The sequence below is a fragment of the Lentzea sp. NPDC004789 genome (assembly GCF_053601075.1).
Genome location: NZ_JBSGBE010000011.1, coordinates 224,772 through 244,476, shown reverse-complemented (window position 1 = coordinate 244,476; position 19,705 = coordinate 224,772). Strand labels below are relative to the sequence as shown.

Here is a 19,705-nt window from a genome sequence, read left to right as displayed (position 1 = left end):
CACCGGCGCATGGGGATGGAGCCGGCGCGGCAGTAGTTGTGCGGGCCATTTCTCGGACCCGCGCACTGGGGGATCTGGGGAGGCCCGATGAGGGCGATTTGTGCTGTCCTGTTGTCAAGTGTCTTAGTCCTGACCATCGCGCCGTTCAGTGCGAGCGCGGCCGCGGCGATCGACAGACCCGTGGCCGAGCTGTTCGGCGTCCAGCCCAGTTTCGGCATCGCCGGCGACGGCGTGAACACCGCCACCGGCAACGTCACGCGCACGTCGGCCGACATGCGCTTCGGGCCTCTCTCGTGGGCCCGCACCTACAACTCGCTCGACCGCTCCGACGGCGTGCTCGGCGTCGGCTGGAGTTCCACGTACAGCTCGAACCTCGTGCTCGGAGACGACGGATCCGTTGCGCACCACCAGGATGACGGGCGGGTCCTGACGTTCGTGCCCGACGGCGGCGGTGGTTTCCGCCGCCCGCAGGATCTCGACGCGGATCTTCGGCGCGAGAGCGACGGCCGTTTCTCGTTGCGGGACAACCAAGGCACCACCTGGCTGTTCGGCGCCGACGGCAGGTTGCAGGAGATCACGGCCGAGGGCGAGCGCATTTCGTTGGGCCGTGACGGCGACGGCAGGCTGACGTCGGTCGCGCATTCCGGCGGTGAACGGCTGGCGCTCACCTATGAGGGCACCCGGCTGGTGAAGGTCGAGTCCGGTGACGGTCGTGCGGTGACGTACGGCTACTCACCGGAAGGTCGTCTCGCCACCGCGACCTCACCGGAAGGAGCGGTGGCGCGGTACGAGTACACCCCGGCGGGTCGTCTCTCCGCCGTGTTCGACGCCGAGGGCAGGCGCGTGCTCGCGAACGCCTACGACGACCGGGACCGCGTGCGCCACCAGGACTTCGTCGCGGGTGGTGGGATCGACCTCGCCTACGACGACTCGACCGGTACGACCGCGGTCTCCAGCACCGGCAACGGCGCGCGCGCCGTTTACCAGCACTCGTCCGCCGGAAGGTTGATCAGGGCGACCGACCCCGCCGGCAAGTCGGTGAGCCAGGCGTTCGACGACAACGGCCGGCTGACCGAGGTCGTCGCGCGTGGCGGGACCAAGGTCCAGCTCGGTTACGACGGCCGCGGCAACGTCGTGCGGCGCACCACCGGCGAGACCACGACGTCCATGTCCTACGACGACCGCGACCGGCTCACCAGCACGACCGACGAGGCGCAGGGCACCACCCGCTACGAGTACGCGGGGGAGAGCCGGGTGCCCTCCGCCGTGACCGACCAGAACGGTGCCACGACGAGGAACACGGTGGTGGACGGGCTGATCACCGAGACGACCGACGCGGCGGGCGTGAAGACGGCGTTCGCCTACGACGCCGCGCGCAGGCTCACCTCGGTCACGGACGGGCTGAACCGCACCACGAAGTTCGGCTACGACACCGCGGGCCGGCGCACCAGCACCACCTCGCCGCAGGGCCTGGTGTCCACTGTGGAGTACGACGTGGCCGGCCGGGTCACCGCGGCGGTCACGCCCTCCGGCAAGGTGACCCGCAACAGGTACACCACCTCCGGGCTGCTGCAGGACACGACCGACCCCTCGGGTGCGGTGACGGCGTACGCCTACGACGGAGCGGGTCAGCGCATCGCGGCCACGGATCCGTTGGGGCGCAAGAGCACCTACACCTACGACGCTGACGGCAACGTCGCCACGAGCACCGATCCGGCGGGCGCGGTCAGCAAGTACGGCTACGACCAGTTCGGCCGGCTCAGCACCGCCACGGCGCCGACCGGTGCGGTGGTGCGGTACTCCTACGACGCCGACGGCAGGCAGTCCGAACGCGCCGAGCCCGCCGGCACGCAGGTGACCTCTTACGACGACCGCGGCAACGTCATCTCCACCACGGACGCCGCCGGTCGCACGACGAAGTACGCCTACGACGCGCGCAACCGGGAGATCAGCAGGACCGACCCGACCGGTGCGGTGTGGCAGACGGCGTACGACGCGGCCGGGAACGTCACGTCGCGGACGGATCCGCTGGGCGCCGTGACGAAGTACGAGTACGACGCGGCACACCGGCTGACCGCGACGATCGACCCGTTGGGCAACAAGACGACCTACCGCTACGACGCGGCTGGACACCTCGTCGAGACGGTCGATCCCGAAGGCGGCGTCACCCGCAACACCTACGACGCCGACGGGCGCCGGGTGTCCGAGACGACGCCCGCGGGTCTGGTCACCAGCCTGACCTACGACGCCGACGGGCACGTCCTCACCGTCACCAACCCGCGCGGCGGCGTGACGAAGTACGAGTACTCAGCCCGTGGTGACCTCATCACCACGACGAGCGCGACCGGAGCCGTGCGCCGCACCGAATACGACGCCGCCGGTCAGATGGTCGCGGCGGTGGACCCCAACGGCGGACGCACCGCCTACGCCTACGACGCGGCGGGCAACCTGACCTCGCTCACCGATCCCAAGGGCGCGGCCACGAAGTTCGCCTACGACACCGCGGGCAGGCAGACGGCGTCGACCGATCCGCTGGGCCGCACCACGCGGCGGGAGTACGACGCGTCGGGCAACCTCGTCTCGGTCACCGAGCCGGACGGCAAGGTGCTGAGGATGGAGTACGACGCGGTCGGTGAACTGGTCAAGCGCAGTGCCGCCGACGGTTCGACGGTCACCTACGCCTACGACGCGGCCGCACGGCGTTCGTCGATGACGGACGGCACCGGTACGCACCAGTACTCCTACGACCCGGTGGGCAGGCTGACCGCGGTCACCGAACCGGATGGCGCGAAGGTCACGTCGGCCTACGACGCCGCGGGCCGCCGGGTGGCCGTGCAGTACCCGGACGGACTGAAGATCGACTACCGGTTCGACCGCAACAGCCGCCTGGTCGGGCTGAAGGATCCCAAGGCGGGGGAGGCGAAGTACACCCTCGACCAGGACGGCAGGCTCGTCGCCGAGGACCTGCCCGGCAAGTGGGCGCGCAGGTACGGCTACACGGGCGGGTTGCTGACCCGGTACGAGGAGTCGGGTCCCGGCAGTTCGGCACGGGTGACGACGTTCACCAGGGACGCCGACGGCCGCGTGCTCACCGAGATCGCGGGCAAGGACCACGACGACGCGGAGGCCAACGGGAAGCCGGTGCGCGAGTACGGTTACGACCCGGCGGGTCAGCTCGTCTCGGTGAGCGGCAAGCACACCGAGACCTTGCGCAGCACGTACGACCCGGCGGGCAACCGCACCAGCGTCGTGCGCGGCAGGACCACGACGAAGCTCACCTACGACGCGGCCGACCAACTGGTCGCGACGGACACCGGTGACCGGCACACCGACTTCTCCTACGACTCCGTGGGACGGTTGCTGGAGAGCCGGGCGGGCGAGAAGTCGGACAAGGGCGAGCGGACCACGTTGACGTACAACGGGTTCGGTCTGCTCGTGGCCTCCGCGACCACTCGGCACCACGACGTCGAACGCACGCAGGCCACCTACAACGGCGACGGACTGCTGGTGGCGCTGACGCAGTCCGCGGACGACCGGAAGCAGCGCACGACCCGGTACCGCTGGAGTGTCGGCGACCCGGTGCCGCAGGTGCTCTCCCAGCGCGAGGACGGCCGGAAGGACGACGCACAGCAGGAGGGGAAGAACGAGGAGGCGGACTTCGTCTACGGCTACGGCAGGGTGTTCGCGGACACCGGGCACAAGTCGGCCACGTTCTCCCGTGACGCCTTCGGTTCGGCGGTCCGGACAGGACAGACGCACGACTGGGTGCAGGCCGACGACTACGACGTGTTCGGCGCTCCGCAGAACGGTCCGGACACCGACACGGCACAGCCGGACGCGCCGAAGTTCGGCTACCGCGGCGAGCTCGCCCTCGGCTCGGCGGTCTACCTGCGGGCCCGGGTGTACGACACCGGTTCCGGCCGTTTCCTGAGCCGCGACCCGGTGGCGACCAAGGCGGGCCAGGCCGATCCGGTGAGCGCGTACGTCTACGGCAACAACGACCCGGTGAACTTCACCGACCCGCTCGGCGAGTGGGCCATCACCGACGCGTTGTTCCGCGCCGTCGCGGCGATCTTGGCCGGGCTGCAGCCGAACTGCCCGCCGTCGACCAACTCGATCGAACGGCACGACAAGTGCTTCCAGAACCACGTCTACCGCACCAGGGGTTACATCCCGGCGGACTGCCTGGACGCCGACTACAGCTGCCTCGACCGGCTGTGGCACGGCCGCCAGCCGGAACGGGCGTCGCAGGCGTTCACGATCCACGAGCTGAACGTGCGGCGGCAGAACTGGTGGGACGACTTCTGGGACGGCAGGGGGTTCAGCACGACGATCAGCGAGAAGGTCGACTGGGAGGTCGGTCCGCCGGACAACTACCTGGACACCTTCCGCATCGACATCGTGACCGAGGAACGCCAGATCTACGAGGTCAAGCGCTGGCGCGGCCCGGCGACCACCACCGAGGTCGACACCCAGCTCGGGCACTACCAGTACCTCGCCTTCTGGTACGACAACGTGGTGTTCGACAAGGGCAGGGAGCTGATGGACTGGGCTGACACGTACCACGTCAGCGAGGGCTTCTGGGACTTCCTCACCGGCGGCAAGACGATCTACGTGTGGGGCTTCCAGAACCCGGCGGGTCACATCTACTTCGAGGAGAAGGACAAGACCCCGGAACGGGTCCGCAGCAAGGTGTGGCGGCAGAAGTTCGAGGACTCGTTCCCCATCCCGATCCCGATTCCGATCCCCGTGCCGGTTCCGGTGTAGGGCAGGATCGGCACATGGCGATCGTCGTGCGGCAGGACGTCCGGGCGGAGTTCGGTTCGACGGGCTCGATCCTTCTCGAGGTGCGCTCCGGCTCTCCTGCCGCACGACCCGCGCTGGAGCACCTGGCCGGGGTGCTGGGGGCGAGGTTCGTGTCGCCGCCCTTCGCTCTTCCCGGCGGTCATCTGCTGATGATCGACCCCGGCGCCGCCGACCTGCGAGCGGCGCCGGACCTCATCGCCGAACGCCTGCGGGCCGCGGGTGTCGACGACGCCGAACTGGCCGTGCCCACGCGCATCGGCCGGCGCTACGAGACGATTCAGGCGCTCGCTCCGGCGGCACGGGCGTGGCTGCGCGCACCACTGGCCAAGCCCTACGGCGAGGCGTCGCGCACACCGCCGTTGTGGCTGGCGGAGCTGGTGCTGGAGTGGGCGGGCACCGACCCGATCGCGGTGGTGGTCTCGGCCGAGGTGACCGCCGGTCCGGACGTCGTGGCCGCCGCCGTGTCGTCCGCCGCGCCGACCGCGGTCGTGGCGAGCGACTTCGCCACGTGGGCGCGCGCGGGCGCGGTGGGCGCCGGTCCCGCCCACCTGACGCCCGCCGCGACTCTCACCGCGTCAGGTGACGTCGTGGCTCACCTGCGGGCGCAGCGGGACATCGCGCTGGCCCACGCGGAACGGCTGGTGTGGGCGGGCGTCACCGCGGTCCCGGACGCCCGCGACCTGCTGTCGGCCGAGCTTCCCGCGGACGTCGGGACCGTGGTCGACCTCGTCGTGCCGGACGCCCTGTGGTGCCAGATCCTGTCGCCCGGTCACGTGGAACGCCTCGGCGGGCCGCCCGCCGGAGCCCGCGAGCTGCCCGGCGGCCGCTGGGAGCTGCTCGTCGGCGAACCGGAGCAGTGGGTGCCCGGCCACCGCGACCTGGACCGCGTGCGGGCGTCGGCACGGGAGCTCCTCGCCGCCTGCCTGGTCGACTCCGACGAGGCCTTTTCGCTGACCCGGCAACGGATGCAGGAGGCGCGGGCGCGCGACGACGAGGGCTTCTTCCCCCGAGGCCGCCGTCCGCGGCGGTGATCAGGGCACGCCCGCCGCATCCGTGCCGCAGGCTTTGCGGGATCAGAACATCGTGTTGTCGTTGGCGGACGTCGCCGGCACGTCCTGCACCACGTCCCAGTGCTCGACGATCTTCCCGTCCGGCCGCACGCGGAAGATGTCCACAACGGACTGACCGCGGTCCTCGGGACCGGTCCGGTAGTGGGCGTGGATCGCGACGAGGTCCCCTTCGGCGATGACGCGCTTGCGGTCCACGGTCAGCTGCGGGAACTGCTGGAAGAACGCGGTGAAGGTCTCCCGCAGGCCCGCGGTGCCGCTGGGGATGGAGGGGTTGTGCTGGTGGTGTTCGGGTGCCAGGCGGTCGATCGCGTCGACGTCCTTGCGGACGACGAGCTGGTCGAAGTAGGCGGTGGCGGCCGACCTGGAGCACGGCGTCAGCCAGCGCGGGCCCGGCTGGTTCGTCCGCGGTGAGCTGACCGTGGAGAACATGTCGTTGCCGCTGACGGACGTGGCCGGCACCTCCTGGGAGGCGTCCCAGTGCTCGGCGATCATGCCGTCGCGGTCGAAGCGGAAGATGTCCACCACGGCCGAACCGCGCGTGCCGGGCGTGAGAACCACGTTGGAGTGCACCAGAACCAGGTCGCCGTCGGCGATCACGCGCTTGATGTCGTACTTCAGGTCCGGGAACTGCGTCGTCAGCGGGCCGGCGAGGGCCTTGAGCGCCGCAGTGCCGTTGGGCGCCAACGGGTTGTGCTGGATGTAGTCGGGACGGATGTAGCGGTCCACGACCGAAACGTCACCGTCCTCGAAGAGGCGCTTGAGCACCTGCACGGTGATGGCCTTGTGCTGGTCGAGCGCGGCCGGACGCCAGGAGGACACCGGGCTCGACGCCCGGGCCGGCGCCACGAGTCCGGTCACGGCGCCGAGAGTCACGGCCAGCACGACGGCGGCCACTTTCCTGGGCAGGGCGATGGTGGGACGCATCTGTCTCCTCCGGTGCTGCGAACGTTGCCGACAGCATATGTCACATGTGTCAGTCGCTGACAAGTTGTCAGTGGCTGTAGAGTGTCCGGGTGAGTGCGAAGCAGCAGGGCCTGCGGGAGAGGACCCGTCAGGCGGTGCGCACCCAGCTGATGGACGTCGCGTGGGACCTGTTCGTCCGGCAGGGCTACGACACCACGACGGTGGACGAGATCGCCGCCGCGGTCGGCATGTCGCAGCGCAGCTTCTTCCGCTACTTCGCGTCCAAAGAGGACGTCGTGCTGGTGAAGTTCGAGAAGGTCGGCGCACTGCTGGCCGACGAGCTCGCCGGCCGCCCCGCCGAGGAGGACGTCTGGACCGCGCTGCGCCGCGCGTTCGACGTGATCGTGGACGCCACCGAACACGATCCGCGCTACGGCCTCACGCTGCTGCGGATCACCGACCAGTCACCGGCGCTGCGAGCCGGCCGCGTGGAGCAGCAGAAGCAGTGGCAGGACCTGCTGACCCCGCTCGTCGCCGAACGCCTGGCCCTGCCCCCCGCGGAGCACGACCCGCGCCCGGCCGCGCTCACCGCCGCCGCGCTCGCGTGCTTCAGCGTCGCCAACGGCATGTGGCTGCAGAGCGACGGGACGGCGTCCTTCCGCCGGCTCGTGGACGACGCCATGCAGGCGGTGCAGCCCGGCTCGTTCTGACGCGCGCCACGCCCGTGCCGACGCGGCCGAGTGGCGGCTGGTGATCACGGTGGCGAGAAGAAATGCGGTGCCACCCGGTCGGTTCTGACGCGCGCCATGTCCGTGCGGACGCGGCCCGAGTGGCGGCCAGTTGGGCGCCCGGTGATCCCGGCGGCGAGAAGAAGTGCGGTGCCGCCCACGCCCGCCACGTGACTTCGCCGGTTCAGACCGCAGCCGCCTTGCGGACGCGGTGCGCGACGTCCTCCAGTGCGGCGATCTTGGGTTTGTCGTGGTCGTTCGAGTGCCACACGACCCCGAAGGCGCAGCCGGGCAGATCGTCCACCGGCAGGTAGCGCAGGTCCGGGCGCGGGTACAGGGTCATGGCCGCGGCGGGCACGAACGCGATCGCGTTGCCCAGCGAGACCGCGGACAGCAGCGACTCGAAGCGGGTCACCTGGTGGTCGGTGTAGCGGACCCTGGTGCCGTCGGGTCTGGGGTCGTGCGCCCAGTAGTCGCGGCCCACGCGGAACGTGTCCGAGCCGAGGCTCACCACCGGGCGGTCGGCGAGGTCGGCGAGCGACACCGACTCGCGCTGGGAGAGCGGGTCGGTCACCGCCATGCAGACCAGTCGTGGCTCGGTCCTGAGCACGTGCGCGGTCAGGCCTTCCGGCACCGGCAGGTAGACGAACGCCGCGTCGATCACGCCGTCGGTCAGCATCGCGAGCTGCTCGGTGAAGTCGTCGGCCACGTGCACGTCCGGGCCCAGTTCGGGGTGGCGCTCGGACAACTTGGCGATCACCTGGCGGGTCGGGGTGAGCGCGCCGAAGCTCTCGCAGACGCCCAGGCGCAGCTTGCTCGGGCTGGCGGCGCGGCGGGCGGCGGCGCGCAGGGCGTCGCTCGCGTCGACGACGGCCTTGGCGTACGGCAGCAGGGACTGGCCGTGCTTGGTGAGCTCCACGCGTCTGCTGGTGCGGATGAACAACTCGACACCGAGACGGTGCTCGAGCGACCTGATCTGCTGGCTGAGTGCGGGCTGGGTCAGGTACAGGCGACTGGCCGCTCTGCCGAAGTGCAGCTCCTCGGCCAGCACGAGCAGCAGTCGAAGTTGGTGCGCGGTCGGGTCGTCCGCGCTGGTCATGGCATATCCCGAGCTAGATCGATAATCGCCACATTATCATTCTACGCGAAGTCGCTATCGGTATGCGGTTGCCTGCGGCGAGTGATCACTGGCAACCTGGGGGCCAGTTCTCGGTCGGCATGACTCAGTGCAGGCATTCGTCCGACCGGGTGATATCTGACAACTCCATTGCCTTCGGGGGGCTCGTGTGAGCGGCAGTACTGCCGGGGTTTTGACCTCGGCCGCTGAGGTGTCCCAAAAAGTATTAGGAATCCTCTACCGATACCGCCGTCTGGACGAAGCGGGTGAATTCGACGACAAGGACTGCATCGCGTGTTTCGAGGCGCGCAGGTCCAAGATCGACGCCTTCGTTCGCAACGGCGAACAAATCCATTTCGTGATCCCTGCTTTTCCGGCCAAGTCACCCAACCGGGACAAGGTCCTGGGTGCGTTGCCGGACATGGGCGAGCGCCTGGCCCTTCATTTCCTGCAGTCGTTGTGCGACTACATCGCGCACTTCTACGCCCCTGGCGCGCGCATCACGATCTGCTCGGACGGCCACGTGTTCGGCGACGTCGTGGGTGTCAGCGACGCGGCGGTCACCGCGTACCGGGAGAGCCTGACCAACATGATCGAGACGGCGAACTGGACGTCGCTCGAGATGTGGGGCCTGGACGACGCGTTCGGCAGTCTCGACTACTCGCTGCTGCGCGCCCTGCTCGACCGCAACTACTCGGCCACGCTGGACGACCTCAAGACGAAGATCAAGGACGACCCGGCGGCCCGGTCGCTGTTCAACGGGATCCACCGGTTCATGTTCGAGGACCTGGTCGGCACGCGCGGTCACGAGACGTCGAAGTCCCAGCTCCGCAAGGAGTCCAAGGAGAGCGCCTACCTGACCATCCTGCGCAGCAACGCCTGGAGCCGGGTCGTCGCGGAACGGTTCCCGGACGCCATGCGGCTGTCCATCCACCCGCAGCCACCGCACTCCGAGAAGTTCGGGCTGCAGTTGATGCGAACCGGCGACAGCTGGCTCACGCCGTGGCACGGCGTGGTGCTGGACGACGGGCAGAGCCTTTCGCTGGTCAAGCGATGGCAGGCGGAGAAGGTCCAGGCCACGGTCGTCTGGCGGGACGGCCGGCCCAGTCATTTCGTCGCTCCTCATCTCGGCATCAAATCCTAGAAAGGCGGTCACGGCATGACTGCGTCCACGTCGATTTCGGTCGACTCCCTGGTACACACCCCGCTGCGGCCGTTCGGCAGGATCGTTGAGGCGCCGATTGGCGGGCAGGACGTTTCCGCCATTCCGGTCGACACGCTCGCCGCGTGGACGATCGAGTCGCGGGTGCTGGTGCTGCGCGGATTCCAGCTCATGGAGAAGCAGCAGTTCGCGGACTGGTCCCGGCAATGGGGCGAGGTCCTCGAATGGCCGCCGGGTGAGGTGGTCGACCTGGTGGTCGAGGACGACCCGAAGAACTACCTGTTCGCGAGCGGCGACGTGCCGTTCCACTGGGACGGGGCGTTCGTCGAGGCCAATCCGCGGTGGTTCTTCTTCCAGTGCCTCGACGCCACTCCCGGCGCGGGCGGCGAAACGGTTTTCTCCGACACCACCGCGGTTTACCGGGACGCTGATCGGGGAACGCGCGAGCAGTGGTCGAAGATCAGCATGACCTACACGACCGAGAAGCTCGCCCACTACGGCGGTGAGGTCACCGAGAAGCTGGTCTCGCAGCACCCCGCCACGGGTCTGCCGGTGCTGCGGTTCGCCGAGCCGCTCGACCCGGAGATCTACAAGAACCCCGTGTTCGTCAGCGTCGACGGGGTCGACGACCAGGAGGAGTTCCTGAAGTCGCTGGCGACCACGGTGCACCGCCGCGAGTACTGCTACGACCACGAGTGGCAGGCGGGCGACATCCTGCTGGCGGACAACTTCTCGTTGATCCACGGCCGCAACGCCTTCTCCGGCCCGACCAACCGGCACCTGCAGCGGGTCGAGGTCATTTGATGAGCATCGGCATCGTGGGGGCCGGGATCTCCGGTCTCCACCTCGCACTCCGCCTGCAGCAGCTCGGCATCGACGCCGTGCTGCACTCCCCGCAGGACCCGGACGACCTGCGGGCCGGGCCACCGCTGAACTTCGTGACGCGGTTCGCCTCCACCCGCGAACGGGAGGCCGTGCTCGGCATCTCGAAGTGGGCGTCGAGCGAGTTCGACAACCCGTGGATGCACATGCGGCTGGAGGGCGCGGACCTCGGGTTCAACGGGAAACTGCCGCAACCGGCCAGCTCCGTGGACTTCCGGATGTACCTCGCGCACCTGCTGGAGGAGTACGTCCGGCGCGGTGGCCGGGTCGAGCGGCACCGGCCGTTGACGCGCGGCGAGCTCGCGAAGCTGGGGCAGCGGCACGATCTGCTGGTCGTCGCGGCGGGCCGCGGTGCGCTCGGGGACGTCTTCCCGCGCGACCCGGCACGATCCCCGTACGAGACAGCGCAACGGCACCTGCTCGGTGGCCTGTTCACCGGCGTGCGCCCGCCCGATCCCCCCGGCATGACCATGAACATGGTGCCGGGAGCCGGTGAGGTGCACGCGCCGACGTACCACTCGTTCGGCGGGCCGCTCACCGCGATCCTGATCGAGGCGGTGCCCGGCGGGCCGTTCGAGGAGGTCGTCCTCGGCGACTACCACGACGCGCCGGAGCTGCTGGCCAAGCAGGTGCTGGACCTGATCACGCACCACGCGCCGTCGTTGCGGGAGCGCGTGGACGAACGCGAGTTCGGGCTGGCCAGGCCGGTCGACAAGCTGCAGGGCGCGCTCGTCCCGACCGTGCGCCACAGCGTGGCCGAGGTGGCCGACGGCCGGTTCGCCGTCGCCGTGGGCGACGCGTGGATCGTGAACGACCCGCTGACCGCGCAGGGGGCGAACCTCGGCTCGCAGCAGGCGTTCCAGGTCGCCCACCTGCTGTCCGTCCACAACGGACCGTACGACGAGGCGTTCTGCCGGATGGTGGCGGACACGTTGTGGCAGACCGCGCAGCCGGTCGTCGACTGGACGAACACGTTCCTGGGCGAGCCGCCCGCGCAGGTGCTGGAACTGCTCGGCGCCGCGTCGAGCGACCAGCGGGTCGCGGACGCGTTCGTGGCGAACCTGGACCGCCCGAAGGCGATGTGGCAGAGCATCCGCACGCCCCAGGCCACGGCCGAGTTCCTGGCGGCAGCGAGGAGTGCGTCATGAGTGTCAAGATCGGCCTGGTCTGGGACGCCGTCGGCTCGGTGGAGGCCGGGCGCGGCCTGCTGGACTTCGCGCGCGGGCAGGGGCTCGACGCGTTCCTGGTGTTCGACCACCTGATCAACGTGTTCCCGCGGCAGGTGTGGGACGCCGAGCTCACGCCGCTGGCCGAGGCGATGCCGGAACCCGACCAGTGCCTCGACTTCGCCACCGTGCTGGGCAGCTTCGCCTCGCACGCGGGCCCGGTGCAGCTGATCGTCGCCGTCACCGACCCCGGTCGCCGGCATCCGGCGGTGCTCGCCCAGACGGCGCTGACGCTGGCGCAGCTCACCGAACGCGCGCCGGTGCTCGGCATCGGCGCCGGCGCGTTCGAGAACCTGGTGCCGTACGGGCTGCCGCACGACCGGCAGGTCGGACGGACCGAGGAGACGCTGCGGATCCTGCGGATGTTCTTCGACGGTGTCGGCCCGCACGACTTCAAGGGCGAGCACTTCACGCTCGACCAGGCGCTCATGGGCCTGCGGGCACCGCAAGGCCGCACGCCCGAGGTGTGGGTCGGCGCGAACGGCCCGCGGATGCTGAAGCTCACCGGCCGGTACGCCGACGGGTGGGTGCCGTCCGAGCTCGTCGAGCCGGCCGAGTACGGGCGCCGGTGGGGCGTCGTGCGGGACGCGGCCGAGGCGGCGGGCCGTGACCCGGACGCGGTCGTCGCGGCCGGAGGTGTGCCGATCGTCGTGGCGGACACGGACGCCGAGGCGCACAAGTTGTTGCAGACCAAGCTGATCCGGTACATGGCGCTGCACGCGAGCGCGGCCTCGTGGCGCAAGCTCGGCCACGAGCACCCGTTCGGCCCGGACTACCGCGGGCTGAAGGAACTGCTGCCGCACAGGATGACCCGTGCGGAGTTCGACCGCGCGATGAGCGACATCCCGGACGAGGTCGTGGCGGCACAGGCGATCGTGGGCAGCCGCGAGACCGTGCTGAACCGGATCGGTGACCTGATCGACGCCGGGATGCGGCACCCGATGCTGATCCCGATGTCCGCGCTGGCCTCGCCGGACGCCGCGCAGTACACCGTCGAGACGGTGGCGTGGCTCGGCGGGCAACTGCGTGCGACGGCGGCGGTGAGCGCATGAGCATCGGGATCATCGGCGCCGGGATCTCCGGGCTGCAGCTCGCCCTGCGGTTGCAGCAGCTCGGCATCCCGGTCACCGTGCACTCGGCGCAGGACGCGGACGGGCTGAAGTCGGGTTCTCCCAGGAACTTCCCGGCCCGGTTCGGCGCGACCCAGGACCGCGAGAGGGCGCTCGGCGTGTTCGACTGGCCGGACGAGGCACGTGTGCTCGCCTGGTCGGTCGCCGTGTCCGCACCAGAAGGCCCGCCGCTGACGTTCGAGGCGACCCTCACACCGCCGTCCAGCGTCGTGGACTTCCGGCTCTACCTGCCGCACCTGTTCGAGGCCTTCACCAGTCGCGGCGGTGAGGTCGTGCTCGGCGCTCCAGACCTGGACCTGGTGGCGCGCAAGCACGACCTCGTGGTGGTGGCGAACGGAGACCGGTCGATGCGGGACCTCTTCCCGCGAGTGCCGGAGCTCTCGCCGTTCGACGGCCCACAGCGGATCATCACGACCGGCATCTACCGCGGCATCGTCGAGAAGAGCCCGAACCAGCTGGACCTGCGGCTGATCCCGGGCGTCGGCGAGATCTTCCAGATCCCGTTCCTCTCGCCGAAGGGCCGGGCGAACGTGCTCGCGTTCGAGGCGGTGCCGGGTGGTCCGCTGGAGTCGGTGAGCCACCTCGACGCCGACGCCGACCCGGCGAAGTTCTACCGCGAGGTGCTCGCGCTGCTGGAGCAGTTCATGCCCGAGCTGCGCGAACGCGTCGACACCGCCGAGTTCGCCACCATCGGCCCGCGCGAGGTGCTGCAGGGCGGCGTGACCCCGACCGTGCGCAAGGGCTGGGCGACGCTGCCGAACGGGCGGTGCGCGCTCGCGATCGGCGACGCGTGGATCACGAACGACCCGCTCACCGCGCAGGGTGCCAACCTGGGCTCCTACAGCGCGTTCGCGCTCGCGGACCTCATCGGCGCGCAGACCGGGCCGTTCGACGAGTCGTTCTGCCGCAAGGCCTCCGGCTCGTTGTGGGAGCACGCGAAGCCGGTGGTCGAGTGGAGCACGGCGTTCCTCGCGCCACCGCCTCCGCACGTGGTGGGCCTGTTCCAGGCCGCGGCAGCGGACCGGCGGGTCGCGGACGCGTTCGTGAGCAACTTCAACGACCCGGTCGCCATGTGGCAGACCCTGTCCAGTCCGGCGGGCGTCGACGGCTTCCTCGCCGGATTCCCCGGAGGAACCCGATGACCGACCTGAACATGGAGCTCGACGACAAGGGGCGGTTCATCCCCGAGAGCGAGCAGACCGCGGTGTGGCTGATGGGCGGGCTCGCCCAGGTGCGCGTACCGGGTGAGGCGACGCGCAACAGCTTCACCGTGGTGCAGCACACCGGGTTGCGCGGCTACACGACCCCGCAGCACGTGCACCACTTCGAGGACGAGGTCTTCGTCGTGCTCGACGGCACGCTGAAGATGGTCTGCGACGGCAAGGAGCAGATCGCGGAAGCCGGCGACACGATGATCATCCCGCGGACCATCCCGCACGGGTTCGTCGCCACCTCGGACATCAAGTTCCTCACGATCCACTCGACGCCGCGCGAGGGGGAGCGGCCGCAGTTCGACCTCTTCCTCGACGCGGAGATCCCGCACGCCAAGGCACTGACGTTGCCGACCGAGGAGTTCCCGTACGGGCTCGACCACATCGTCAAGCTCGGTGAGACCTACGGGTACGGATTCGCCGGCCCGGCACCAACCCTCTGAACAAAGAAGACTGATATGCCGTTGAGCCTGATTTCCCTGATGGTGTGCGTGTTCGGCATCACGACCGGCGAGTTCGTCATCGCCGGCATCCTGCCGGACGTCGCCACCGATCTGCAGGTGTCGATCCCCGCGGCCGGCCTGCTGGTCACCGCGTACGCGATCGGCATGATCGTGGGTGGCCCGCTGCTGACCGCGCTGACCGCCCGCTTCCCGCGCAAGCCGCTGATGCTGACCCTGATGGTGATCACCGTGGTCGGCAACCTCGCGTCGGCGTTCGCGCCGATGTACGGGATGCTGTTCGCGGCCCGGGTCATCACCGCACTGGTGACGTCGACGTTCTTCGCCAACGCCATCGTGACGGCGGTGTCGACCGCGCCGGAGGGCAAGCAGGCCTCGACCGTGTCCAAGCTGGTGTTCGGCATGAACATCGCGATGGTGCTGGGCGCGCCGCTCGGCACCTTCATCGGCAACCGGTTCGGCTGGCAGGCCACGTTCCTGGCCATCGCGATCGTCTGCGCGCTGGGCCTGCTCCTCACCTGGCGGCTGGTGCCCGCGGTGGCGAGCGCCGGTGGTTCCGCGGTCGCGGAGCTCAAGGTGTTCCGCGCCCACAACGTGCAGCTGGCGATCCTGGTCACCGCGGTGGGCAACGCCGGGCTGCTGATGGTGTTCACCTACGTCGCGCCGCTGCTGACCGACGTCACCGGGTACGCGGCGGGCACGGTCGCGAGCATGCTGCTGGTGTACGGCGTGGGCGCGGCGGTCGGCAACTTCGCCGGCGGCTGGCTGGCCGACCGGGCGTTGATGCCCTCGCAGATCGGCCTGCTGTCGGCGCTCGCGGCCGCCCTGGTGCTCATGTGGGCGGTCAGCGGCAGCATCTTCCTCACCGGCGTGATGGTGTTCGTCGTGGGTGCGCTCGGGTTCTCCGTCGTGCCCGGCATGCAGGCCCGCGTGATGAGCACCGCCACCGCCGCGCCGACGCTGGCCATCGCGGTGAACGCGTCGGCCTACCAGCTCGCCGCGGCGTTCGCCGGCTGGCTGGGCGGCCGGGTGATCGACGGACCCGGCCTGAAGTCGATCTACCTCGTCGGCGCGGGCGTCACGGTCGCGGGCATCCTGGTGAGCCTCTTCGCCTGGTACCGCGATCGGGTCGCCGATGCCGAGAAGGTCTCAGCCGCATAGGAACCCGTTGGGGGATGGAAAATGGGGCGCGACAAAGCTCTGGTGGACGGTGACTGGGCCGAACGCAACCTCGGCGCACCCGGTGTGGTGCTCGTCGAGACCGGCAACGAGGACACCGAGTACGTGAAGGGCCACCCGCCCGGCGCGGTGTGGATCGGCTGGGACGAGTTCCAGGACGACCTCCGGCTCGGTGTCATCGGGCCGGAGAGGTTCGGGGACCTGTTGTCCGCCAAGGGCATCGGCCCGGACGACACGGTCGTGCTGTACTCCGGCGGGTCGAACCTCCTGGCCGCGCTGGCGTACTGGTACTTCACGTTGTACGGCCACAAGGACGTGCGGCTGCTCGACGGCGGGCGCACGCGGTGGGAGCTGGACGAACGTCCACTGTCGACGGAAGTGCCGTTGCGCGCGGTCACCGACTACCGCGTGGGCGAGCCGGATCTCGCGGTGCGGGCGACGAGGGACGACGTGCTCGCCGCGATCGGCGTGCAGAACATCCTCGACGTCCGCACGCCGGAGGAGTACTCCGGCCAGATCTTCGCGCCGGGCTTCGCCGGTGAGGCCTTCGCGCCCGGCAACAACCCGCACGAGGTCGCGCAGCGGTCCGGGCACGTGCCGGGCGCGCTGAACCGGCCGTGGGACGCGGTCGTCAACGTCGACGGCACCTTCAAGTCCGACGCGGAGCTCGCCGAGCTGTTCGCGGATCTGGACCCGCAGGCAGGCTCGATCACCTACTGCTGGGTCGGTGCGCGCTCCGCGCACACCTGGTTCGTGCTGCGGGAACTGCTGGGCCGGCCGGAGGTTCGCAACTACGACGGCTCGTGGGCCGAATACGGATCGCTGATCGGCGTGCCGGTCGAACGCACCTTCCGGGGGACGAAGTGACGAGACTGCGGGACAAGGTGGCGCTGGTGACCGGGGCGAGCTCCGGCATCGGCGAGGCGGCGGCGAAGGCGATGGCCGCCCAGGGCGCGCGGGTCGTGCTGGCGGCACGGCGGACCGAGGAGCTCGACCGGGTGGCGGAGGAGATCCGCGCGGCAGGCGGCGAAGCGGTCGGCGTGCGCACGGACGTGAGCGTCGACGAGGACCTCGAGAACGCGGTGCGCACGGCGGAGGAGCGGTTCGGCGGGCTCGACATCGCGTTCAACAACGCCGGTTCGATGGGCACCATGGGCCTGGTCGCCGAGCAGGACCCCAAGACGTGGGGCGAGGACCTGTTCACCGTGCTCACGACGACGTTCATGTCGATGCGGCACGAGATCCCGGCGTTGCTCAGGCGCGGCGGCGGCGTGATCGTCAACAACGCCTCGCAGCTCGGCGTGGTCGGGTTCGGCGCGGGGATCAGCGCGTACGTGGCGGGCAAGCACGGTGTGATCGGCCTGACCAAGGCGGCCGCGCTGGAGTACGCGTCGCAGAACATCCGGGTCAACGCGGTGGCACTGGCCTCCGTGGACACTCCGATGTACCAGTCGTCGGTCGGTGCCAGCCCGGAGATGACGGCGTACTTCAACTCGCTGCACCCGTTGGGCCGCATCGCGACCCCGGCGGAGGCGGCTTCCGCGGTCGCCTACCTCGCCGGCGACGACGCGGCGTTCTTCACCGGGTCCGTGCTCGTCATGGACGGCGGGTGGACAGCGAGGTGACCATCGCGACAGACCTCCTGCCGCCGGTGATCGGCGCCGATCTCGAAGTTCCCCTGGTGACCGGGGAGGTGGCGGCCTACGCGAACCTGGACCACGCGGCCAGCACGCCCTGCCTGGCCGACGTGCGGCGTGCGGTGGACGCGTTCCTGCCCTGGTACAGCAGTGTGCACCGGGGCGCGGGCTACGCCTCCCAGGTCTCGACCAGGGTGTACGAACAGGCACGGCGAGCGGTGCGGCGGTTCACCGGTGCCGCGCCGGACAGCACCGTGCTGTTCACCCGCAACACCACCGACGCGTTGAACCTGCTCGGCCGCGTGCTGCCGGAGGGCACCGAGGTGTACCGGTTCGCGACCGACCACCACGCCGCGATGCTGCCGTGGCGCGGCGCGCGGGTGCGGCGGCTCGGCGTGCCCGCGAGCCCGAGCGAGGCCGTGCGATCGCTGGCCCGTGCGCTGGCGGCGTCCCATTCCGGTCCGAAACTCGTGGTGCTCACCGGGGCGTCCAACGTCACCGGTGAACTGTGGCCGGTCGACGAACTGGCCGAGGTCGCCCGGCTCTTCGGGGCGCGCACGGTGCTCGACGCGGCCCAGCTGGCGGCGCACCGGCCGATCGAGCTGGCGTCCTGGGAGATCGACTGGGTGGCGTTGTCGGGCCACAAGCTCTACGCGCCGTTCGGCTCGGGAGCGCTGGTGGGCACGTCCGACTGGCTGGCGACGGCGGAACCGTACCTGGCGGGCGGTGGCGCGACGGCTCTCGTCACCGAGCACGCCGGTACCGAACACGTTGCCTGGTCCGAGCTTCCGCACCGGCACGAAGGCGGCTCGCCGAACGTCATCGGCGCCCACGCGATGGGGGTCGCCTGCGACGCGTTGACGCGGATCGGCTGGGACACCGTGATCGCGCACGAGACCGCGCTGGCCGAGCGCCTGCGGGACGGGCTCGCCGGGATCGCGGGCGTGCAGCAGCTCGGCATGTGGGACGACGACCACCCGAAGGTGGGCGTGGTGCCGTTCACCGTGACGGGCCTCGACCAGCAGCTGGTCGCCACGGCACTGGCCGCCGAGCACGGGGTCGGGATCCGCGACGGCGCGTTCTGCGCGCACCAGATGGTGGATTCGCTGCTCACCGACATGGACATGCCCCATCTCGACCGCGCGTTGCGGGCGAGCATCGGCCTCGGCACGACGGCCGGACACGTGGACCGGTTGGTGGCCGGGCTGGACGCGCTGGTGCGCAAGGGTCCACAGTGGACCTACGAGCGGCTCGGCGGTGCCTGGGTCCCGGTACCGGACCCCCGCCAGGCGCCGGCGTTTCTGGAGGAGTGGTGACCGGACGCCGATTCGGCGTGATGCTCTACCCGGACCAGCCGGTTCCGGTGCTCGTCGAGCGAGCGCGGTGGCTGGAGGGGCTGGGGTTCGACCAGATCTACCTGCCCGACCACAGCGGTGATCTGCGAGATCGCAAGCGCACGTGGCACGACAGCTGGCTGGTGCTGGCGGCGATCGCACTGGCGACCACCCGTGTGCGGATCGGCACGATGGTGGCGAACCAGATCCTGCGCCCGCCGGCCCAGCTGGCCCGCCAGGCGATGACGCTCGACCACCTGTCCGGTGGCCGGCTCGACCTCGGCATCGGCGCCGGCCTGTTCGGCTGGGACCACCACAGCGTGGGCGAGGACCCGTGGGCGCCCAAGGAGCGCATGCGGCGGTTCGCCGACTACGTCTCGATCACCGACGGCCTGCTGCGCGCGGACGAGCCGATGTTCAGCCACACCGGCGAAGTGCTGTGGGTGAAGGACGTCGCGACCGCACCCGGCTGCGTGCAGACGCCGCGTCCGCCGATCATCCTGGGTGGACAGTCACCGACCGTGCTGCGCACCGCGGCCGCGTTCGCCCAGGGCTGGAACACCCACGGCCCGCCCGGCGCCTCCGACGAGGAGACGCTGCGGGCCACGACCACCCAGAACCGCAAGCTGGACGCGCTGGCCGTTGCCGCCGGCCGCGATCCCGCGGCGATCCGGCGTGGCTACACGATCTTCGGGCCCTGGGACCCGAGGTGGGGGAGACACAGCTACGAGGAGGTGTTCGACCGCTTCGGGGGAATCGGCGTGTCGGACTTCGTCCTCGACTGGCCGGGTGAGGCGCATCAGGAGGAGTTCGAGCGCGTCGCACTGGAAGTGGTTCCTCCCCTGCGCGAGTGAAGCTC

General features: G+C 70.1%; 16 protein-coding genes. 14 read left to right on the top strand and 2 right to left on the bottom strand.

Annotated elements, in window-relative coordinates; genetic code table 11:
* Window positions 1-111: 111 nt before the first annotated feature.
* Complete coding sequence (locus ACWEIJ_RS25335) at window positions 112-4,767, top strand: DUF6531 domain-containing protein (RefSeq protein WP_449839716.1); 4,656 nt, start codon at window positions 112-114, stop codon at window positions 4,765-4,767.
* A 14-nt stretch (window positions 4,768-4,781) separates the two neighbouring features.
* Window positions 4,782-5,837, top strand: coding sequence for a hypothetical protein (locus tag ACWEIJ_RS25330; RefSeq protein ID WP_449839715.1), 1,056 nt, complete (start codon window positions 4,782-4,784; stop codon window positions 5,835-5,837).
* Between the two features lie 42 nt (window positions 5,838-5,879).
* Here ACWEIJ_RS25330 and ACWEIJ_RS25325 read toward each other — a convergent pair whose 3' ends face one another.
* The gene (locus ACWEIJ_RS25325; protein WP_449839714.1) at window positions 5,880-6,800 is read right to left on the bottom strand and encodes a nuclear transport factor 2 family protein; all 921 of its coding nucleotides are present in this window, start codon (window positions 6,798-6,800) and stop codon (window positions 5,880-5,882) included.
* Window positions 6,801-6,889: 89 nt separating this feature from the next.
* Here ACWEIJ_RS25325 and ACWEIJ_RS25320 point away from each other — a divergent pair, with 89 nt between their 5' ends.
* A complete protein-coding gene (locus ACWEIJ_RS25320; protein WP_449839713.1) occupies window positions 6,890-7,489 on the top strand; it encodes a TetR/AcrR family transcriptional regulator in 600 nt (199 codons plus the stop codon).
* 202 nt (window positions 7,490-7,691) lie between these two features.
* Here ACWEIJ_RS25320 and ACWEIJ_RS25315 read toward each other — a convergent pair whose 3' ends face one another.
* Window positions 7,692-8,606, bottom strand: coding sequence for a LysR family transcriptional regulator (locus ACWEIJ_RS25315; protein WP_449839712.1), 915 nt, complete (start codon window positions 8,604-8,606; stop codon window positions 7,692-7,694).
* A 187-nt stretch (window positions 8,607-8,793) separates the two neighbouring features.
* On the opposite strand from ACWEIJ_RS25315, the gene ACWEIJ_RS25310 reads away from it, so the two are divergent.
* The 11 genes from ACWEIJ_RS25310 to ACWEIJ_RS25260 are packed head-to-tail and all read left to right on the top strand — an operon-like array spanning window position 8,794 to window position 19,700.
* Window positions 8,794-9,768: an L-tyrosine/L-tryptophan isonitrile synthase family protein gene (locus tag ACWEIJ_RS25310; RefSeq protein WP_449839711.1), complete on the top strand. Its 975-nt coding sequence runs from the start codon at window positions 8,794-8,796 to the stop codon at window positions 9,766-9,768.
* Between the two features lie 15 nt (window positions 9,769-9,783).
* Window positions 9,784-10,590, top strand: a complete 807-nt coding sequence (locus ACWEIJ_RS25305; protein ID WP_449839710.1) for a TauD/TfdA dioxygenase family protein — start codon at window positions 9,784-9,786, stop codon at window positions 10,588-10,590.
* Complete coding sequence (locus tag ACWEIJ_RS25300) at window positions 10,590-11,816, top strand: styrene monooxygenase/indole monooxygenase family protein (RefSeq protein WP_449839709.1); 1,227 nt, start codon at window positions 10,590-10,592, stop codon at window positions 11,814-11,816. The genes ACWEIJ_RS25305 and ACWEIJ_RS25300 overlap by 1 nt, the downstream gene beginning before the upstream one ends.
* The gene (locus tag ACWEIJ_RS25295; RefSeq protein WP_449839708.1) at window positions 11,813-12,946 is read left to right on the top strand and encodes an LLM class flavin-dependent oxidoreductase; all 1,134 of its coding nucleotides are present in this window, start codon (window positions 11,813-11,815) and stop codon (window positions 12,944-12,946) included. The genes ACWEIJ_RS25300 and ACWEIJ_RS25295 overlap by 4 nt, the downstream gene beginning before the upstream one ends.
* Window positions 12,943-14,166: a styrene monooxygenase/indole monooxygenase family protein gene (locus tag ACWEIJ_RS25290; RefSeq protein WP_449839707.1), complete on the top strand. Its 1,224-nt coding sequence runs from the start codon at window positions 12,943-12,945 to the stop codon at window positions 14,164-14,166. Before ACWEIJ_RS25295 ends, ACWEIJ_RS25290 begins: the two co-directional genes overlap by 4 nt.
* Complete coding sequence (locus tag ACWEIJ_RS25285; RefSeq protein WP_449839706.1) at window positions 14,163-14,678, top strand: cupin domain-containing protein; 516 nt, start codon at window positions 14,163-14,165, stop codon at window positions 14,676-14,678. Before ACWEIJ_RS25290 ends, ACWEIJ_RS25285 begins: the two co-directional genes overlap by 4 nt.
* 15 nt (window positions 14,679-14,693) lie before the next feature.
* Window positions 14,694-15,857: an MFS transporter gene (locus tag ACWEIJ_RS25280; protein ID WP_449839705.1), complete on the top strand. Its 1,164-nt coding sequence runs from the start codon at window positions 14,694-14,696 to the stop codon at window positions 15,855-15,857.
* 21 nt (window positions 15,858-15,878) lie between these two features.
* Complete coding sequence (locus ACWEIJ_RS25275; RefSeq protein WP_449839704.1) at window positions 15,879-16,742, top strand: sulfurtransferase; 864 nt, start codon at window positions 15,879-15,881, stop codon at window positions 16,740-16,742.
* Window positions 16,739-17,500 carry an SDR family NAD(P)-dependent oxidoreductase gene (locus tag ACWEIJ_RS25270; RefSeq protein WP_449839703.1) on the top strand — a complete coding sequence of 254 codons (762 nt, stop codon included), beginning with the start codon at window positions 16,739-16,741 and terminating at the stop codon, window positions 17,498-17,500. Before ACWEIJ_RS25275 ends, ACWEIJ_RS25270 begins: the two co-directional genes overlap by 4 nt.
* Window positions 17,497-18,828, top strand: a complete 1,332-nt coding sequence (locus tag ACWEIJ_RS25265; RefSeq protein WP_449839702.1) for an aminotransferase class V-fold PLP-dependent enzyme — start codon at window positions 17,497-17,499, stop codon at window positions 18,826-18,828. The genes ACWEIJ_RS25270 and ACWEIJ_RS25265 overlap by 4 nt, the downstream gene beginning before the upstream one ends.
* The gene (locus tag ACWEIJ_RS25260) at window positions 18,825-19,700 is read left to right on the top strand and encodes an LLM class flavin-dependent oxidoreductase (protein ID WP_449839701.1); all 876 of its coding nucleotides are present in this window, start codon (window positions 18,825-18,827) and stop codon (window positions 19,698-19,700) included. The genes ACWEIJ_RS25265 and ACWEIJ_RS25260 overlap by 4 nt, the downstream gene beginning before the upstream one ends.
* The last annotated feature ends 5 nt before the right edge of the window (window positions 19,701-19,705 follow it).

Excerpts from the sequence above, each read along its gene's own strand:
- ACWEIJ_RS25330 (WP_449839715.1), top strand. The coding sequence starts at position 4,782 with ATGGCGATCGTCGTGCGGCAGGACGTCCGGGCGGAGTTCGGTTCGACG.
- ACWEIJ_RS25325 (WP_449839714.1), bottom strand. The coding sequence starts at position 6,800 with ATGCGTCCCACCATCGCCCTGCCCAGGAAAGTGGCCGCCGTCGTGCTG.
- ACWEIJ_RS25315 (WP_449839712.1), bottom strand. The coding sequence starts at position 8,606 with ATGACCAGCGCGGACGACCCGACCGCGCACCAACTTCGACTGCTGCTC.
- ACWEIJ_RS25305 (WP_449839710.1), top strand. The coding sequence starts at position 9,784 with ATGACTGCGTCCACGTCGATTTCGGTCGACTCCCTGGTACACACCCCG.
- ACWEIJ_RS25300 (WP_449839709.1), top strand. The coding sequence starts at position 10,590 with ATGAGCATCGGCATCGTGGGGGCCGGGATCTCCGGTCTCCACCTCGCA.
- ACWEIJ_RS25295 (WP_449839708.1), top strand. The coding sequence starts at position 11,813 with ATGAGTGTCAAGATCGGCCTGGTCTGGGACGCCGTCGGCTCGGTGGAG.
- ACWEIJ_RS25290 (WP_449839707.1), top strand. The coding sequence starts at position 12,943 with ATGAGCATCGGGATCATCGGCGCCGGGATCTCCGGGCTGCAGCTCGCC.
- ACWEIJ_RS25285 (WP_449839706.1), top strand. The coding sequence starts at position 14,163 with ATGACCGACCTGAACATGGAGCTCGACGACAAGGGGCGGTTCATCCCC.
- ACWEIJ_RS25280 (WP_449839705.1), top strand. The coding sequence starts at position 14,694 with ATGCCGTTGAGCCTGATTTCCCTGATGGTGTGCGTGTTCGGCATCACG.
- ACWEIJ_RS25275 (WP_449839704.1), top strand. The coding sequence starts at position 15,879 with ATGGGGCGCGACAAAGCTCTGGTGGACGGTGACTGGGCCGAACGCAAC.